The organism is Kitasatospora sp. Root107 (assembly GCF_001424875.1).
Taxonomy (GTDB): domain Bacteria; phylum Actinomycetota; class Actinomycetes; order Streptomycetales; family Streptomycetaceae; genus Kitasatospora.
The window spans coordinates 202,719-217,250 of the sequence record NZ_LMCT01000001.1; the positions used below are offsets into that span (position 1 = coordinate 202,719).

The 14,532-nt window shown below is 71.2% G+C and carries 14 protein-coding genes and 1 tRNA gene; 5 read left to right on the forward strand and 10 right to left on the reverse strand.

Annotated features, from left to right (window positions below; genetic code table 11):
* Positions 1–201: 201 nt before the first annotated feature.
* Together ASC99_RS00875 and ASC99_RS00880 are read right to left on the reverse strand one after the other, a co-directional pair.
* Positions 202–275: transfer RNA gene (locus tag ASC99_RS00875), tRNA-Met, on the reverse strand.
* Positions 276–329: 54 nt separating this feature from the next.
* Entirely contained in the window at positions 330–3,224 is a 2,895-nt protein-coding gene (locus tag ASC99_RS00880) for a UPF0182 family protein (protein ID WP_057227044.1), read from the reverse strand.
* 162 nt (positions 3,225–3,386) lie between these two features.
* Here ASC99_RS00880 and ASC99_RS00885 point away from each other — a divergent pair, with 162 nt between their 5' ends.
* Positions 3,387–3,947, forward strand: a complete 561-nt coding sequence (locus ASC99_RS00885; RefSeq protein ID WP_057227045.1) for a PPA1309 family protein — start codon at positions 3,387–3,389, stop codon at positions 3,945–3,947.
* A 29-nt stretch (positions 3,948–3,976) separates the two neighbouring features.
* Here ASC99_RS00885 and ASC99_RS00890 read toward each other — a convergent pair whose 3' ends face one another.
* From ASC99_RS00890 to ASC99_RS00905, 4 genes are all read right to left on the reverse strand, one after another.
* On the reverse strand, positions 3,977–5,059 hold the full coding sequence (locus tag ASC99_RS00890) for a PDZ domain-containing protein (protein ID WP_057227047.1): 1,083 nt from the start codon (positions 5,057–5,059) through the stop codon (positions 3,977–3,979).
* A gap of 43 nt (positions 5,060–5,102) precedes the next feature.
* A complete protein-coding gene (locus ASC99_RS00895; RefSeq protein WP_057227049.1) occupies positions 5,103–5,285 on the reverse strand; it encodes a hypothetical protein in 183 nt (60 codons plus the stop codon).
* Between the two features lie 162 nt (positions 5,286–5,447).
* Positions 5,448–5,888 carry a molybdenum cofactor biosynthesis protein MoaE gene (locus tag ASC99_RS00900; protein ID WP_235502752.1) on the reverse strand — a complete coding sequence of 147 codons (441 nt, stop codon included), beginning with the start codon at positions 5,886–5,888 and terminating at the stop codon, positions 5,448–5,450.
* A gap of 154 nt (positions 5,889–6,042) precedes the next feature.
* Positions 6,043–7,191: an NAD-dependent epimerase/dehydratase family protein gene (locus ASC99_RS00905; RefSeq protein ID WP_369824288.1), complete on the reverse strand. Its 1,149-nt coding sequence runs from the start codon at positions 7,189–7,191 to the stop codon at positions 6,043–6,045.
* A 180-nt stretch (positions 7,192–7,371) separates the two neighbouring features.
* Between ASC99_RS00905 and ASC99_RS00910 the strand changes: the two genes are divergently transcribed.
* Both ASC99_RS00910 and ASC99_RS00915 read left to right on the forward strand, forming a co-directional pair.
* Complete coding sequence (locus ASC99_RS00910) at positions 7,372–8,895, forward strand: zinc-dependent metalloprotease (protein ID WP_057227967.1); 1,524 nt, start codon at positions 7,372–7,374, stop codon at positions 8,893–8,895.
* Positions 8,892–9,464, forward strand: coding sequence for an NUDIX hydrolase (locus tag ASC99_RS00915; protein ID WP_057227053.1), 573 nt, complete (start codon positions 8,892–8,894; stop codon positions 9,462–9,464). The genes ASC99_RS00910 and ASC99_RS00915 overlap by 4 nt, the downstream gene beginning before the upstream one ends.
* 26 nt (positions 9,465–9,490) lie before the next feature.
* Here the strand turns inward: ASC99_RS00915 and ASC99_RS00920 are convergent, their stop codons facing one another.
* A complete protein-coding gene (locus ASC99_RS00920; RefSeq protein ID WP_057227054.1) occupies positions 9,491–10,051 on the reverse strand; it encodes a YgjP-like metallopeptidase domain-containing protein in 561 nt (186 codons plus the stop codon).
* A 157-nt stretch (positions 10,052–10,208) separates the two neighbouring features.
* On the opposite strand from ASC99_RS00920, the gene ASC99_RS41855 reads away from it, so the two are divergent.
* The gene (locus tag ASC99_RS41855; protein ID WP_162257844.1) at positions 10,209–11,309 is read left to right on the forward strand and encodes a ThiF family adenylyltransferase; all 1,101 of its coding nucleotides are present in this window, start codon (positions 10,209–10,211) and stop codon (positions 11,307–11,309) included.
* Between the two features lie 251 nt (positions 11,310–11,560).
* Positions 11,561–12,913 (forward strand): AarF/ABC1/UbiB kinase family protein, encoded by a 1,353-nt coding sequence (locus tag ASC99_RS00930; protein WP_057227057.1) that lies wholly within the window; start codon positions 11,561–11,563, stop codon positions 12,911–12,913.
* A gap of 107 nt (positions 12,914–13,020) precedes the next feature.
* Here the strand turns inward: ASC99_RS00930 and ASC99_RS40015 are convergent, their stop codons facing one another.
* The 3 genes from ASC99_RS40015 to ASC99_RS00945 all read right to left on the reverse strand — a co-directional run bounded on the left by ASC99_RS40015 (position 13,021) and on the right by ASC99_RS00945 (position 14,374).
* Positions 13,021–13,266, reverse strand: coding sequence for a hypothetical protein (locus ASC99_RS40015; protein ID WP_235502775.1), 246 nt, complete (start codon positions 13,264–13,266; stop codon positions 13,021–13,023).
* Positions 13,267–13,415: 149 nt separating this feature from the next.
* Positions 13,416–13,778 carry a WhiB family transcriptional regulator gene (locus ASC99_RS00940; protein WP_369824287.1) on the reverse strand — a complete coding sequence of 121 codons (363 nt, stop codon included), beginning with the start codon at positions 13,776–13,778 and terminating at the stop codon, positions 13,416–13,418.
* A gap of 167 nt (positions 13,779–13,945) precedes the next feature.
* Positions 13,946–14,374 (reverse strand): hypothetical protein, encoded by a 429-nt coding sequence (locus ASC99_RS00945; RefSeq protein ID WP_057227059.1) that lies wholly within the window; start codon positions 14,372–14,374, stop codon positions 13,946–13,948.
* Between the last annotated feature and the right edge of the window lie 158 nt (positions 14,375–14,532).

The window sequence follows — 14,532 nt, forward strand, 5'->3', positions numbered from 1 at the left end:
ACCCGCGTACACCTGCCCCGGCCAGGTTTTGGCGGGGCGGGCCGAAGCCCGGCGAGATTGCTTCAGCGCTTTGTCGATTTCCCGACACTTGACCCCCACAAACCCCGGGCACGCATCGTACCGGAGTGCACCACGGGTGAGCGCCCTCAATAAGGAAGCACCGAAGGCCCGGAGAAGAATCTCCGGGCCTTCGGTTCAGAGTAGCGGGGACAGGATTTGAACCTGCGACCTCTGGGTTATGAGCCCAGCGAGCTACCGAGCTGCTCCACCCCGCGTCGTTGTGTCCCAACCATAACACGGGGGTGGAGCAGCTCGTTAACCAGCGTTCGTCAGCCGGCCTTCTGCTGGCTCGCCGCGGCCGCGGCGTCCAGTGCGGCCTTGAGCGCCTTCTGGGCCTCGCCGTACTTGGCCCAGTCGCCGGCCTTCTGGGCCGCCTCGCCGTCGTTGAACGCCTTCTGGGCGTCCGCGATGGCCTTGGCCTGCTCGGTGTTGACCGTCCCCGGCGTGGTCGGGGTGGTACCCGGGGCCGGCGTGGTGCCCGGGGTGGTGGGTGCCGTCGGGGTGGTCGGCGCACCCGTGGTGGCGTTGCCGAGCACCTTCGTCAGCGCCTCCCCCAGGGTGTTCTCGAAGGCCACGTTGTCGTTGCCGTACACCGCCAGCACCTTCTGCAGCACCGGGTAGTCGGCGCCGCGCCCACGCACGTAGACCGGCTCGACGTTGAGCAGGCCGCCGCCGACCGGGAGGGTCAGCAGGTTGCCGTACTCGATGTCGGAGTCGCCACCGATCTTCAGGGTGTTGAGCTTGTTGGCCACGTCGGTGTTCGAGTTGAACTGCGACTGCACCAACTTGGGGCCGAGCGTGTTGGAGTCACCCGGCACCTTGAGGATGCGGATCTTCCCGTACTCGGGCCCCGGGTCCGCGCTGACGGCCATGAAGGCCGCCAGGTTGTCCCGCTTGCTGGGCACGAAGGTGGTGGTCAGCGAGAAGCTCGCCTGGGTCACCGCCGGGTCGGGCATCCGGACCGTCATGTAGTACGGCGGCTGCACCGCACCGGTGTTGGTGGTCGGGTCGACCGGGACCTGCCAGATGTCGGTGCCGTTGAAGAAGGAGTTGGCGTCCGTCATGTGGTACTGGCCGAGCAGGTCGCGCTGCACCTTGAACATGTCCTGCGGGTAGCGCAGGTGCGGCATCAGGGCGCTCGGGATGTCGCCCTTGGCCTTGACGGTGCCGGGGAAGGCCTTCATCCAGGTCTTCAGCACCGGGTCGGCGTCGTCCCACTGATAGAGCGTCACGTCGCCGGTGTAGGCGTCCACGGTCGCCTTCACCGAGTTCCGGATGTAGTTGACCTTGTTGACCGAGGTGAGCGTGCGCCCGCGCTGGTCGGTCAGCGAGTCCTTGGTGACGTCGCCCAGGGTGGTCTTGGAGGCGAACGGGTAGCCGTCCGAGGTGGTGTAGCCGTCCAGCACCCAGACCAGCCTGCCGTCCTGCACCACCGGGTACGGGTCGGCGTCGATCGAGAGCCAGGGGGCGACCTTCTCCACCCGCTCCTTGGGCGTCCGGTCGTAGATCACCTTGGCGCCGTCGGTGATGGCACCCGCGTAGAGGATCTGCGGCTCGGCGAACCGCACCGCGTAGGCGGCCCGGGTGAACACGTTGTTCAGCGAGACACCGCTCTCGCCGGTGTACTGGTACTGCTTGTCCCCGGCGTCCGTGGAGTAGTCGATCTCCTGGTTGGAGCCGCCGACGATGGAGTAGGTCTTGGTCTCCTCGCCGTAGTAGATCCGCTGCTGGTAGTCGCCCAGCGCACCGGTGGACGGCAGGCCCGACTCGGTGAAGACCGGCTGGCCCTTGTCGTTGACCTGGTTGCCCTTGGCCGAGACGACGCCGTAGCCGTGGGTGTACTTGAAGTGGTCGTTGATCCAGTTCCGCTGCTGCACCCCGGCGAGGTTCAGCTCACGCAGACCGATCACGGTGTCCTGGCCGCCGATCTGGCCGTTGACGTACCGGTCCACGTCCAGCGTCTTCGGGAACTTGTAGTACGAGCGCTGCTGCTCGATCTGCTGGAAGGTCGGCGAGACCACGTTCGGGTCCAGCAGACGGATGTCGGCGATGGTCTGCGCGTCCGCCTTGAGCGCCTCGTTGTCGGTCGTCGCCTTCGGCGCGTACGGCTGGGTCTGGCTGTCCGCGATGCCGTACGCCTGCCTGGTGGCGTCGATGTTCTTCTGGATGTACGGCGTCTCCTTGGCCTGCTCGTTCGGCTTGACCTGGAACTGCTGCACGATCGCCGGGTAGAGCCCGCCGATCAGCACCGCCGAGAGCACCATCAGCCCGAAGCCGATCAGGGCCGGGGCCCAGGTCTTGCGGATCGGGGTGAGGAAGAACAGCGCCGCACAGATGATCGCGACGAAGAACAGGATGGTCTTGGCCGGCAGGAACGCGTTGGCGTCCACGTAGCGCAGGCCGGTCCAGCCGTCCACGCCCTTGTAGGAACCGGACTTGACCGCCAGCGCGTACCGGTCCAGCCAGTACGCGGCCGCCTTCAGCAGCACGAACACGCCCAGCAGCACGGCCAGATGGCCCTGCGCACCGGTGCTCGCCTTCCGGCCGGGGCCCTGCAGCCGCAGGCCGCCGTACAGGTAGTGCACGACCACCGAGGCCAGCAGCGAGACGATCACCGCGCTGAACGCGAAGCCGAGCAGGAACTCGTACCACGGCAGCTCGAAGGCGTAGAACGAGACGTCCAGGTGGAACTGACTGTCCTTCACCCCGAACGACGTCTGGTTGGTCCAGAGCATCCAGGTCCGCCACTGCCCCGACGCCGCCGCCCCGGCCACCAGGCCGACCAGCAGCGAGACCGCGATCAGCAGCCACTTCTTGTACGGGGCGACGCCCATCCGGTAGCGGTCCAGGCTCTGCTGCTCGACCGACATCGCGGCCAGCGGCGGCCGCAGCCGGTACGCCAGCCAGACGTTGAGGCCGACAACCAGCGCCATCGCCAGGCCGAAGACGGCGAACAGGCCGACCTTGGTCCAGAGCTGGGCGGAGAAGACGGAGGAGTAGCGGACCGACTTGAACCAGAGCCAGTCGGTCCACAGCCCCGCGAACATCACGAACAGCAGGAAGAGCACCGCCAACACCCCTGCGGTCAGCAGGAGTACTCGGGTGCGCCGGGAGGGCGGGCCGACTCTGGCACGGAAGCCCGGGCCTCCCGGGCGGTCCGGCATCTGGAATACCAAGGTGGCACCTCTGCTGTGTCGTGTGGGTCGATCTGGTCCGGTCTCCTGTGCAACTTAATCGGTCTTTACCTGAGTTCCCACGGTTCACCACGAGTTGGTCCCTCCGGCGGGCTGAACCGGCTGGGGCGCCGCGCATGTGAGGATTGGGGCATGTCCGATGCACTTGATGCCCTGGCCGGCGGCAAGCCGCCCGCCGCCACCCCGCTCACCCGCGCCGCGCTGGAGATCGACGAGTACGCCGCCACCCTCGGCTGGGACCTGCCGACCCGGCTGTTCGCCCTGGTGGACAGTGCCGCGCTGCGCAAGCAGGACCCGAAGCTGGCCAAGCAGCTGGGTCTGGCCGACGAGAAGCCCGGCGACCTCACCGTGATCGAGCAGGACGAACTGCCCGCCGGGATGGAGCTGGACAAGTTCCTCGGCACCATCGCCTGGCCCGACCAGGTGGTCGGCTGCGCGCTGGTGGTGGAGCGTCAGATGCTGCCGCCGGGCGCCGAGCACAGCCGCCCGAAGAACGCCACCGAGTCCCAGCTCGCCGACTGGGCGGCCAACCACCCGGCCCGCGAGGAGGTCCGGATCACCGCCGCCGTCCTGCGCGACGGAAAGAAGGAGATCGCGCTCCGGCTGCGCTCCAAGGACGTCGCCCGTGAGGTGCTGACCGGCCCGGACCTGGTGCCCGGCCTCACCGAGGCGCTGCTCGCCACCTTCTCCTGACCGACTGAGCGGCCGTCAGCCCGCGCCCGTCAGCCTGTGGCGCAGGCCGGCAGCGCCTCGCCCTGCCCGGCCCGGATCAGGTCGAGCGACTTGAGCGCACCGTCCAGGGTCTCCGCCTTCACCAGGCGGAGGCCCTTCGGCGTGTCCTTGGTCGCCTCGGCGCAGTTGTCGGCCGGCGTGAAGAAGTACTCGGCGCCCTTGTCCCTGGCCGCGATCAGCTTCATCGCGATGCCGCCGATCGGGCCGACCTTGCCCTCGTCGGTGATGGTGCCGGTGCCCGCGACGAACTTCCCTGCGGTCAGGTCGGTCGGGGTCAGCTTGTCCACGATGCCGAGCGAGAACATCAGGCCCGCGCTCGGGCCGCCGACGTCCTGCAGCCCGATGTCGATCTTGAACGGGTAGGTGTGCTCGACGTCCGGCCGGATACCGACCACGGCGCGGTTCCCGTCCGCCGCCTTGCCGGTCACCACCGGCACCTGGACCTCGTCGGCCGCGGTCGCGGCGGCCCCGCCGCGGTCCTTCGGGACGATCGTGAAGACCACCGTCTCGCCCGGCTGGTGCTTGGTCACCAGCTCGGCCACCTGCTCCGCCGTGGTCACCTTGGTGCCGTCCACCGCGACGATCCGGTCCCCCGCGTGCAGCTTGCCCTCGGACGGGCCGCCGGCCACCACGGACTTGACCACCACCTGGGTGCCGACCGGGATGCCGAGCTGGTTGAGCGCGGCGGTCTTGGCACTGTCCTCGGAGGAGGCGAACTCCTCCGCGTTCTGCTGCTGCGCCTCCTGGTCGGTCTGACCCTCGGGGTAGACGTTGCCGTGCGGAACCACCAGCACGTCACCCCGCAGCCAGCCGATCACCGCCGACACCAGGCTCGGCTCGTACTTGGCGCCGGTCACCTGAACGGTCGTCATGTTGAGATGGCCGCTGGTCGGATAGGTCTCGTGCCCGGTGATCTGGATCACCGGCTTCCCGTCCTCCTCCTGCGTCCCGAGCGTGTTGTACGTCGGGCCCGGGCTCATCTCCGTGTACGGCACCTTCATCAGGACCGACGCACAGAGCAGTGCTATGAGCAGCAGGGTGGCGGCGAGCATCGTCGCGGAGCGGCGTGGCATGGGACCGACAGTACGGGACGGAGCCGTTCCCGCGCCGCCCGGGTCATCGCTTCCCGGGCTCCGCCGGGGAGCCCGTGCTGCGCTCCATCGCGGCCCGGAACCGCTGGTGTTCGGCCAGTGAGGCCGGGTCGCCGGTGGCCCTCGGCGTGCGGGCGGCCCAGCCGGCCCAGAGCATCGCGACGAGTGCCGCCACCACAGGAATGATCAACCAGGCGAGCGCAGCCATGTCCGTACTCCCAGCTCGTCGTTCGTATGAGCAGATTAACCACCCGGCAGCCCAACGGCTGCACCGCCGTTCGGGTTACGGCGCGACGATTGCGCTCATCACTGAGAAGTATTCGTATGACCGGATGCGACCGAACGAGTCTGGCGGCGGGTCGGAGAGGCCCTAGCAGGAGCCCGCGCCGACCCACTCCTCCTCGCCGTCGGTGAAGACCTGGTGCTTCCAGATCGGCACCTCGTGCTTGAGGTCGTCGATCAGCCGGCGGGCCGCCGCGAAGGCCTCGCCCCGGTGCGGACAGGAGACCGCGACGATCACCGCCTTGTCGGTGATGTCCAGCCGGCCGATCCGGTGCACCGCGGCGAGCGCCCGGACCGGGAACTCGGAGACGATCTTCTCGGCGATCCGCCGCATCTCCTGCTCGGCCGTCGGGTGGGCGCTGTACTCCAGCGCGGTGACGGACTTGCCGCCGTCGTGGTCGCGCACCGTGCCGACGAAGACCGTGGTGCCGCCGGCCGCGTCGTCGCCGACCACCTCGTACACCTCGTCCAGCGAGAGCGGGGTCTCGCGGATGGCCAGCAGGCGGATGGGGTCGTGGTTCTCGGACATGGTCACCATGATTCCTCATCCCCCGGGGTCCGCGACAAGAGGCTTCCGCATCACGATTGGGCTATTCCGCCAGGCGGAACGAATCCGCTCCGCTCCGGGCGCAGCAAGCGCGGAGCAACAGGCGCACGGCCCCTGCCGCGCGCCCCCTCAGTGGTCAGATCCGACGGCTCTTCCGGGCCCGCCGGACCAGTGCCGCCGTACCGATCAGCGCCACCGTGGCACCCGCCGCGCCCAGGCTGGTCGCGGCCTCCTTGCCACCCAGCCGGCGCCCGGCCACCGCGTGCTTGCCGGCCACCTGCGCCAGCAGCTCACCGAGCACCTGCTCGTTGGTGTAGGCGGGCCGCCAACCCGCCTCGTACAACCGGCTCCCGGAGACCACCCACGGGTACATCGTGTAGGCCAGGTCACCCGCCGGGGCCGGGGTCAGGCCCAGCCGGTGCAGCCGGGCCGCCGTGCCCAGCGCGAGCGCGGCGGGCAGCTCCATCCGGCGGATGCCGGACAGCTGCTCCACGTCCTCCTGCTCCAGCCAGCCGTCGCAGCCGACCGTCACCTCACCCTCGACCAGGCCGAGCGTCGCGTACTCCAGCGCCACCGCCAGGTCGTCCACATGACAGAACTGCCAGCACGGCCTGGACCCGGCCACCACCAGCAGCCGAGGCGCCTCGAAGTGCCTGGTCAGCACGGTGTCCACGCCGGGGCCCACCACCACGGCCGGGCGCAGCACGGTGACCTGCAGCCCGGGGTGCGCCCGAGGCGCGCGGCGGGCCAGCCGCTCGATCTCCAGCAGGTCGCCGACCAGCGAGGCCTCCTCGGTGGCCCGCAGCTCGGCCGACTCGGCCAGCGGCACCTCGTTGTCCGGCAGCGCCCCGTAGACCATCGCCGAGGTGCAGAGCACCACCCGGCTCACCCCGGCCGCCGCGGCGGCCGTCAGCACGGTCTGTGCCCCCCGCACGTTGTACGCGCTGCGCGCCCTGGGGTCGGTCTCCATGCCGAGGTCCATCGCGAGGTGCACCACCACGTCCACCCCGGTCAGCCGTTCGGCCACGGCGGGGTCGCGGATGTCCAGCACCCGCCACTGCACGCCGGGCACCTCACCGCGCCGGTCGTCCAGCGCGAGCACCTTGCGCACTCCTGGGGAGCCGACCAGGCGGGCCGCGACCCGTTCACCGAGCACCCCCGCAGCGCCGGTGACGGCCACGGTCAGTGGCTTGCCGCCGTAGGCTGGAGACGGCGAACCCGCGGCAGCTGGGGCGTCCTCACCTCCGGTCAGCCCAGAGCGAACGTCCGAAGGCGGGGAACTCACCGGCCATCCTCCACGGTTAGCTTATGTGCGTACGTACGAGTGTCACGTACCGACCATCCTGCCCGAGGCGCGGCCCCGGCGGTGCACCCGGCGCGATCGGGCCGCGCGGCCGACGACCTTCCCGGGCGCGCAGACCCCCGCCACACCACGCGCGTGACGGCCGACCAGATCGAGGACCCCGTGAGCGACCTCCCCTTCGGATTCGGCGTTCCTCCCGAGGAGCCCGAGGACGGCAAGGCCAAGCGCGACAAGGACGACAAGGACCAGAGCGCCGAGCCCACACCGCCGCAGCCGTTCGGTTTCGGCGGGGCCAACCCGTTCGGCGCGCTGTTCGGGATGGGCGGTCCCGGCGCTCCTGGCGGGGCGTCAGGTGACAATCCGTTCGGTGCGATGTTGGGTGGTCTGAATCCGGGCGACCTCGGCGCGGCGTTCCAGCAGCTCGGTCAGATGCTGTCCTTCGACGGCGGCCCGGTCAACTGGGACCTGGCCCGCGACATCGCCCGGCAGACCGTGGTCGCCGAGCAGCCCGAGGGGAAGTCCAAGGACCGCTCGGTGAGCGCCACCGAGCGTTCGGCCGTCGCCGAGGCGGTCCGGCTGGCCGACCTCTGGCTGGACTCCGCCACCGAGTTCCCGTCCGGTGCGGGCACCGCCGTGGCGTGGAGCCGGGCCGAGTGGATCGAGGCCACCCTGCCGGTCTGGAAGGACCTGGTCGACCCGGTCGCCGAGCGGGTCGGCAACGCCATGGGCGGCGTGCTGCCCGAGGAGATGCAGGCGATGGCCGGGCCGCTGATGGGCATGATGCGCTCGATGGGCGGTGCGATGTTCGGCACCCAGATCGGCCAGGCGCTGGGTGCGCTGGCCGCCGAGGTGGTCGGCTCCACCGACGTCGGCCTGCCGCTCGCCCCGGCCGGCAAGGCCGCCCTGCTGCCGCAGAACGTCGCCGAGTTCGGCGAGGGTCTGAGCATCCCGGTCGACGAGGTCCGGCTCTACCTGGCCCTGCGCGAGGCCGCCCACCAGCGGTTGTTCGCCCACGTGCCGTGGCTCCGGGCGCACCTGTTCGGCGCGGTCGAGGCGTACGCACGCGGCATCAAGGTGGACACCACGCGGATGGAGGAGCTGGTCGGCCAGCTCGACCCGGCCAACCCCGAGGCGCTCCAGGAGGCTCTCGCCAACGGCCTGCTCCAGCCCGAGGACACCCCCGAGCAGAAGGCCGCGCTGGCCCGCCTGGAGACCGCGCTCGCGCTGGTCGAGGGCTGGGTGGACGCGGTCGTGCACGCCGCCGCCGAACCGCACCTGCCGCAGGCCGGCGCGCTCCGCGAGACCGTCCGCCGCCGCCGGGCCGCCGGCGGCCCGGCCGAGCAGACCTTCGCCACCCTGGTCGGCCTGGAGCTCCGCCCGCGCCGCCTGCGGGACGCCTCCCGGCTCTGGGCCTCGCTGGCCGACGCCCGGGGCGTCGAGGGCCGGGACGCGCTCTGGGAGCACCCCGACATGCTGCCCACCGCCGCCGACCTGGACGACCCGGACGGCTTCGTGCACCGCGGCTCCGGCGACGGCGCCGAGGGCGGCATCGACTTCACCGAGCTGGACAAGCTGCTCGGCGAGGCTGCCAAGGGCTCGACCCCGGGCTCGGACCCGGGCTCTGCTCCGGACTCCGACGGTGACCAGGGCTCCGGTCAGGGCGACGACAAGGAGCCCGGCAAGTGACCGAGCTGCACGCCGACGCCGTCCGGACGCTGCGGTCCTGGTCGGTGGCCGATCCGGGCCAGGACCGGCTCCGACTGGACTACCTCGACCACCTGGCCGACCGCCCCGACGGGATGTGGCGGTCCTCGCTGCCCGCCCACATCACCGCCAGTGCGGTGGTGATCGACCCGTCGGCCGGGCGGGTGCTGCTGACCCTCCATCCGAAGGTCGGCCTCTGGCTGCAGATGGGCGGGCACTGCGAGCCCGGCGACGGGACGCTGGCCGCCGCCGCACTGCGCGAGGCCACCGAGGAGTCCGGCATCGCGGATCTGGAGCTGCTCACCGTCGACGGCACGCCCCTCCCGGTCAAGCTGGACCGGCACCAGGTCCGCTGCACCGGCAAGGACCGGCCGGAGAACACCCACCTGGACGTCCAGTACGTCGCCCTCGCACCGGCCGGGGCGCAGGCGCTGATCAGCGAGGAGTCGCTGGACCTGCGCTGGTTCGACTACGACCACCTGCCGGAGCTGACCGACACCTCGGTACGCGAACTCGTCGCGCTGGCCCGCAAACTGACCGAGGGTCGGTAGCCCCGGCGTTCGCGCCGCCGTAGCGGTCAGTCGCAGCTCCGGGCGTGCGGCAGACTCGCTGCGGCGGCCACGCCCTCCAGGTAGCCGCGGGCCCGCTCGGTGCGCGGGTAGGCCGCCAGCAGGGCCCAGAAGCGCGGGCCGTGGCTCGGCTCCAGCAGGTGCGCCAGCTCGTGCAGCAGCACGTAGTCCACGACGTACTCGGGCATGCCGTGCAGCCGGTGCGAGAGCCGGATGCTGCCCTCGCTCGGGGTGCAGGAGCCCCAGCGGGAGTTCTGGTTGGTCACCCAGCGGACCACTTCCGGCCGGGCCCGGCCGCCCAGGTACTCGGCGGACAGCTCGGCGGCGCGCCGGATCAGCGCGTCGTCGCCGAGCACCTTGCGGCTCTCCTGGGCGGCCAGCTTCTCGAGCATCCGGGCCACCCACCGCTGCTCCTCGGCCCGCGACATCCGGGCCGGGATCAGCACGATCGTCCGGTCGCCCTCGCGGTACGCGGAGACGGTGCGCTTGCGGCGGGCGCTGCGGCGGACCTCGACCGCGGAGTCCAGTTCGGCTGCCATGCCAGGGACGTTACCCGGCGCCGCCGACATCCCGGCGGCGACCGATGTTGTCCACAGGCTGTGCAGAACGATGGTCGGACAAGTGCCCGGGGGCTGTGGACAACCCGGAGCACGAGTGCGGCGGAATGAGGCATGCTTCCCTCAGCTCACCGTTACCCACCGTGATCGGAGGTCCACCGTGCGTCTGATGGTGAAGCCGGCACTGTCCCGCCTCTGGCGCGACAACGACACCCTGCAGTTCGGCACCGTCCGACAGCACGCCCGGGTGGTGGACCAGGTCAGCCAGCCGGTCGCCGCCTTCCTCGAGCTGCTCGACGGCAGCCGGGAGCGGCCCGCCCTGCTGGAGGCGGGCGAGCGGCTCGGGCTCGGCCGGGAGGTCACCGAGCAGCTGCTCGGCTCCCTGGCGGAGGGCGGCCTGCTGGACGACGCCGAGGCCGGCCGGGCCCTGCTCGACAGCTACCCGAAGGCCCGGCAGGAGCTGCTCGGGCCTGACCTGGCGTCACTCTCCCTGGTGCATCCGGACCCTGGCGAGGCCCCCGCCGTGCTCCGTGGCCGGGCCACCGCGCGGGTGGAGATCCACGGCGCCGGGCGGGTCGGCGCCGCCGTCGGCGCGGTGCTGGCCGCCGGGGGTGTCGGCGACATCACACTGGCCGACCAGGGCCGGGTCGCCGCGCGGGACTGCTCCCCCGCCGGGTACCCGCCGACCGACGTCGGCCGGCTCCGGGCCACCGCCGCCCGGGAGGTGGTGCACCGGGCCGCAGGCACCACCACCGGGGAGCGGCAGCGCCCCCGGCGGCCCGAGGACGCGCCGCCGCCCGCCCTGGTGGTGCTGGCACCCCGGGACGGCGCCGGGGCCTTCACCGGGGTCGCCGCCGAGGCCCACCGGCTGATGCGGGCCGGCGTGCCGCACCTGTACGTCGGGGTGCTGGAGCACCTCGGCATCGTCGGGCCACTGGTGCTGCCCGGGGCCTCGGCCTGCGGCTCCTGCGCCACCCTCACCCGCCGCGACGAGGATGAGGCCTGGCCCCGGCTGCTCGCCCAGCTCGGCGCCGACGGCCCCGGCCGCCCCCGCACCCCCGCCTGCGACAGCGCCTTGGCCACCACCGTCGCCGGGCTGGCCGCCCTGCACGTCGAGCTCTACCTGGACGGCGTCCGGCCCCCCAGCGTGGACGGCTGGTGCGAGGTCTCCGCCGCCGACGGAATGACCCGCCGCCTCCGCCTGCCCACCCACCCCGCCTGCGGGTGCACCTGGCCCTCCGGGCCGCCCGAGCAGCGGCAGGAGGCCTAAGACCTTCCGTCGGTTGGGGGGCGGCGTCGCGGCGCCCCAACCGACGGAAGGTCTAGGAGTTGCCAAGGTCCGGGCAGCCCCGGCGGAGCCGGATCGGGGAGCGGGCACAATGGCCAGTGACACGTCCTGCGGGTGGGACTCGGAGCTGGGAGGCCCTGGGGTGAGCGATCGTCCGCGCAAGGCAGTTACCCGAACCACGACACGAGCTCTGGGCTGCGGCGACGCCGGCCGCACCGCTCGAGGGGCAGCTCATGTCTGAGATTCCGCGCAAGGCCGTCTCCCGCACCGCCCGGCTCGCCGCTCTCCCGCTGAGCTTCGCCGGTCGGGCAACTCTCGGCCTGGGCAAGCGCCTTGGCGGACGTTCTGCGGACGAGGTCACGGCAGAGCTGCAGCAGCAGACCGCGGACCAGCTCTTCGCCACCCTGGGAAAGCTGAAGGGCGGGGCGATGAAGTTCGGGCAGGTGCTGTCCGTCTTCGAGGCCGCACTGCCCGAGGAGGTGGCCGGCCCCTACCGGGCCGCCCTGACGAAGCTTCAGGACGCCGCCCCGCCGATGCCCGCCGCCAAGGTGCACACCGTGCTGGCCGAGCGGCTCGGGCCGAACTGGCGGAAGAAGTTCCGCAGCTTCGACGACCGCCCGGCGGCCGCCGCCTCGATCGGGCAGGTGCACCGAGCGGTCTGGCACGACGGCCGCGCGGTCGCCGTCAAGATCCAGTACCCCGGCGCGGGTGACGCGCTGCTCTCCGACCTTGCCCAGCTCAGCCGGGTGGCCTGGCTGCTCGGCCCGCTGATCCCGGGCCTCGACATCAAGCCACTGATCACCGAGCTGCGCTCGCGGGTCGCCGAGGAGCTGGACTACGCGCTGGAGGCGGAGGCCCAGCGGCGGCACGCCGAGGAGTTCGCCGACGACCCGGACATCACCGTGCCCGGTGTGATCGCCCAGGCCGACCAGATCCTGGTCAGCGAGTGGCTGGACGGCACCCCGCTGTCCGAGGTGATCACCGGCGGCACCCAGCCGGAGCGCGACCGGGCCGGCCAGCTGCTCGCCCGCTTCCTGTTCGCGGGCCCGTCCCGGACGGGTCTGCTGCACGCCGACCCGCACCCCGGCAACTTCCGGCTGATCAAGGACGAAGGACCGGTCGAGGGCTGGCGGCTCGGCGTGCTGGACTTCGGCACCGTCGACCGGCTGCCCGAGGGCCTGCCCGCCCCGATCGGCGACTCGCTCCGGATGGCGCTGGCCGGGGACGCCGACGGCGTACTGGACATGCTCCGCGAGGAGGGCTTCGTCAAACCCTCGATCGAGCTGGACCCGGCGGCCGTACTCGACTACCTGCTGCCGATCATCGAGCCGACCACGGTGGAGACCTTCCACTTCACCCGGGCCTGGATGCGGGCCCAGGCGGTCCGGATCGCCGACCCGCGCTCGCCCGCGTACAACCTCGGCAAGCAGCTCAACCTGCCGCCGGCCTACCTGCTGATCCACCGGGTCACGCTGAGCACCATCGGCGTGCTCTGCCAGCTCGGCGCCAACGCGCCGTTCCGGGCCGAGATGCTGGAGTGGCTGCCCGGCTTCGCCCAGCCGGTGGACGAGCCGGCCGGGAGCTGACGCCCCACCAGGCCCACCGGACAGCACGCAGCACGCGACGATGGCCGCCCCACAGCAGTGGGGCGGCCATCGTCGTCACGGGGGTGTTGCTGTTACTTCGTCAGGTCTCACATCAGGGCGACGGCGAGCGCCTTGCGGGCTCGCAGCGAAGCACGTTCGGCCCGCCGCACCAGCTTGGCGGCCCGAGCGACTCGCTCGCCCACCCGTTGGTGCTCAGCCTCCTGGAGGCGTTCTTGCATATGGGCGCGGGCCAGGGTTTCTTGCATGAGTTGCATCTCGCGGGTCCTGTTCTGGATCAAAAGTTCTTTGGTCTGCTCGAGGCGGACGGTCTGCTTGGCGGCGGTGGCGGTCATGTGGTGGTCCTGCTCGTGCTGCGTGCTCGGAAACGGACGGGAGTGGGCTGCATCGGCCTTGGCGGCCGCGATGCGGACCGAGTTGCGCAGTGCACTGTCCAGCGGGGGCTGCTCACCCCGACGGACGGTCACCGCACCGGACGCGGGGTTCACGCCGCGACCTCGGTCTTACGCGGACGGCCACGCGGCCGCTTCCGGGCCACCACAACGCCCTGCACGAAGAGCTCGCCACCCCAGACGCCCCACGGCTCGCGCCGCTCCAGCGCACCCGTCAGGCACGCGTCCTTGACCGGGCAGGTGCCGCACAGCGACTTCGCGTACTCGACGTCCGCCGGGGTCTCGGCGAAGAAGACCTCCGGGTCGAAGGCACGACACGGGATGGGCTGGCCGTTGACCTCGGCCTGGTCGGTCGCGGTGAGCTGCATAAGAGAAACCTCCGGTGGGTCGGCCTGGTCGGCCTTGGTGATGTCTGTCGGTACGGACGGGAGTGGCGGTGTGATGACCGTGGACACTGTGGCGTCTTCCTCGTCTTCTGCTGTGGATCCGGCCCGCTGACTGGTGGGGCTGGCCGGAGGTCCCGGAGGACCTGGGTGGTTCTGACGTACCGGACAAAACAAGAGGGCCGCGAATCCCGGTGTAGACGGGTTCCGCGGCCCTGGAGGCTCGACCTGAGACTGACTCAGGTTTGATCTCTCCAGGGTTCAGGCCCGCGGAAGGCCCACATCCGGACGGCCTTGGCTCCCATCAGGGCGGCCATGGCCTTCATCTGCTTCTCGTCGTGCTGCTTGGCGGCTCCGGCATCGCCGGCCTGCTGCGCATAGTCGCCATGCTTGGCGGCTGCTACTGCTGCCTTCGATGCCTGGAGCGGTCGCTCGTTGCGAATCCGGCGGCTGCCGCCGAGCGTCGCCCCGGTGAGGGACAGAACCGTCTCGACGGAGGCGCCAAAGGTGCCGTTGCCCAGCCCATTAATGCCGAGGCCACTGACAACGCCGGAGACACCGGTGCCGTTGAGACCCAGACCGTTCAGGCTGCCGACCTGCGAGGGAGCGCACGAGGGCATGGCGATGACGGTCTGGCCAGTCAGGTTGGTGATCATCTTGGTTTCCACTGTCTTCGCCTCCTCTCGGCGCTCGCGGTGCCTGGTCTCCCGGGCCCCGAATTCGGATGTTGGTCGGTGGTGCAAGTGGTGCAGGTGGAGCGGTGGTACTGGGCAGGCGCGCGAAAGTGAGACCTTCACGGCCTTGCGATCTCGTCCCCTTGACCGCT

Excerpts from the sequence above, each read along its gene's own strand:
- ASC99_RS00900 (WP_235502752.1), bottom strand. The coding sequence starts at position 5,888 with ATGTCCGAGAACCACGACCCCATCCGCCTGCTGGCCATCCGCGAGACC.
- ASC99_RS00890 (WP_057227047.1), bottom strand. The coding sequence starts at position 5,059 with ATGCCACGCCGCTCCGCGACGATGCTCGCCGCCACCCTGCTGCTCATA.
- ASC99_RS41855 (WP_162257844.1), top strand. The coding sequence starts at position 10,209 with ATGGTGAAGCCGGCACTGTCCCGCCTCTGGCGCGACAACGACACCCTG.
- ASC99_RS00920 (WP_057227054.1), bottom strand. The coding sequence starts at position 10,051 with ATGTCGGCGGCGCCGGGTAACGTCCCTGGCATGGCAGCCGAACTGGAC.
- ASC99_RS00895 (WP_057227049.1), bottom strand. The coding sequence starts at position 5,285 with ATGGCTGCGCTCGCCTGGTTGATCATTCCTGTGGTGGCGGCACTCGTC.
- ASC99_RS00885 (WP_057227045.1), top strand. The coding sequence starts at position 3,387 with ATGTCCGATGCACTTGATGCCCTGGCCGGCGGCAAGCCGCCCGCCGCC.
- ASC99_RS00930 (WP_057227057.1), top strand. The coding sequence starts at position 11,561 with ATGTCTGAGATTCCGCGCAAGGCCGTCTCCCGCACCGCCCGGCTCGCC.
- ASC99_RS00880 (WP_057227044.1), bottom strand. The coding sequence starts at position 3,224 with ATGCCGGACCGCCCGGGAGGCCCGGGCTTCCGTGCCAGAGTCGGCCCG.
- ASC99_RS40015 (WP_235502775.1), bottom strand. The coding sequence starts at position 13,266 with ATGACCGCCACCGCCGCCAAGCAGACCGTCCGCCTCGAGCAGACCAAA.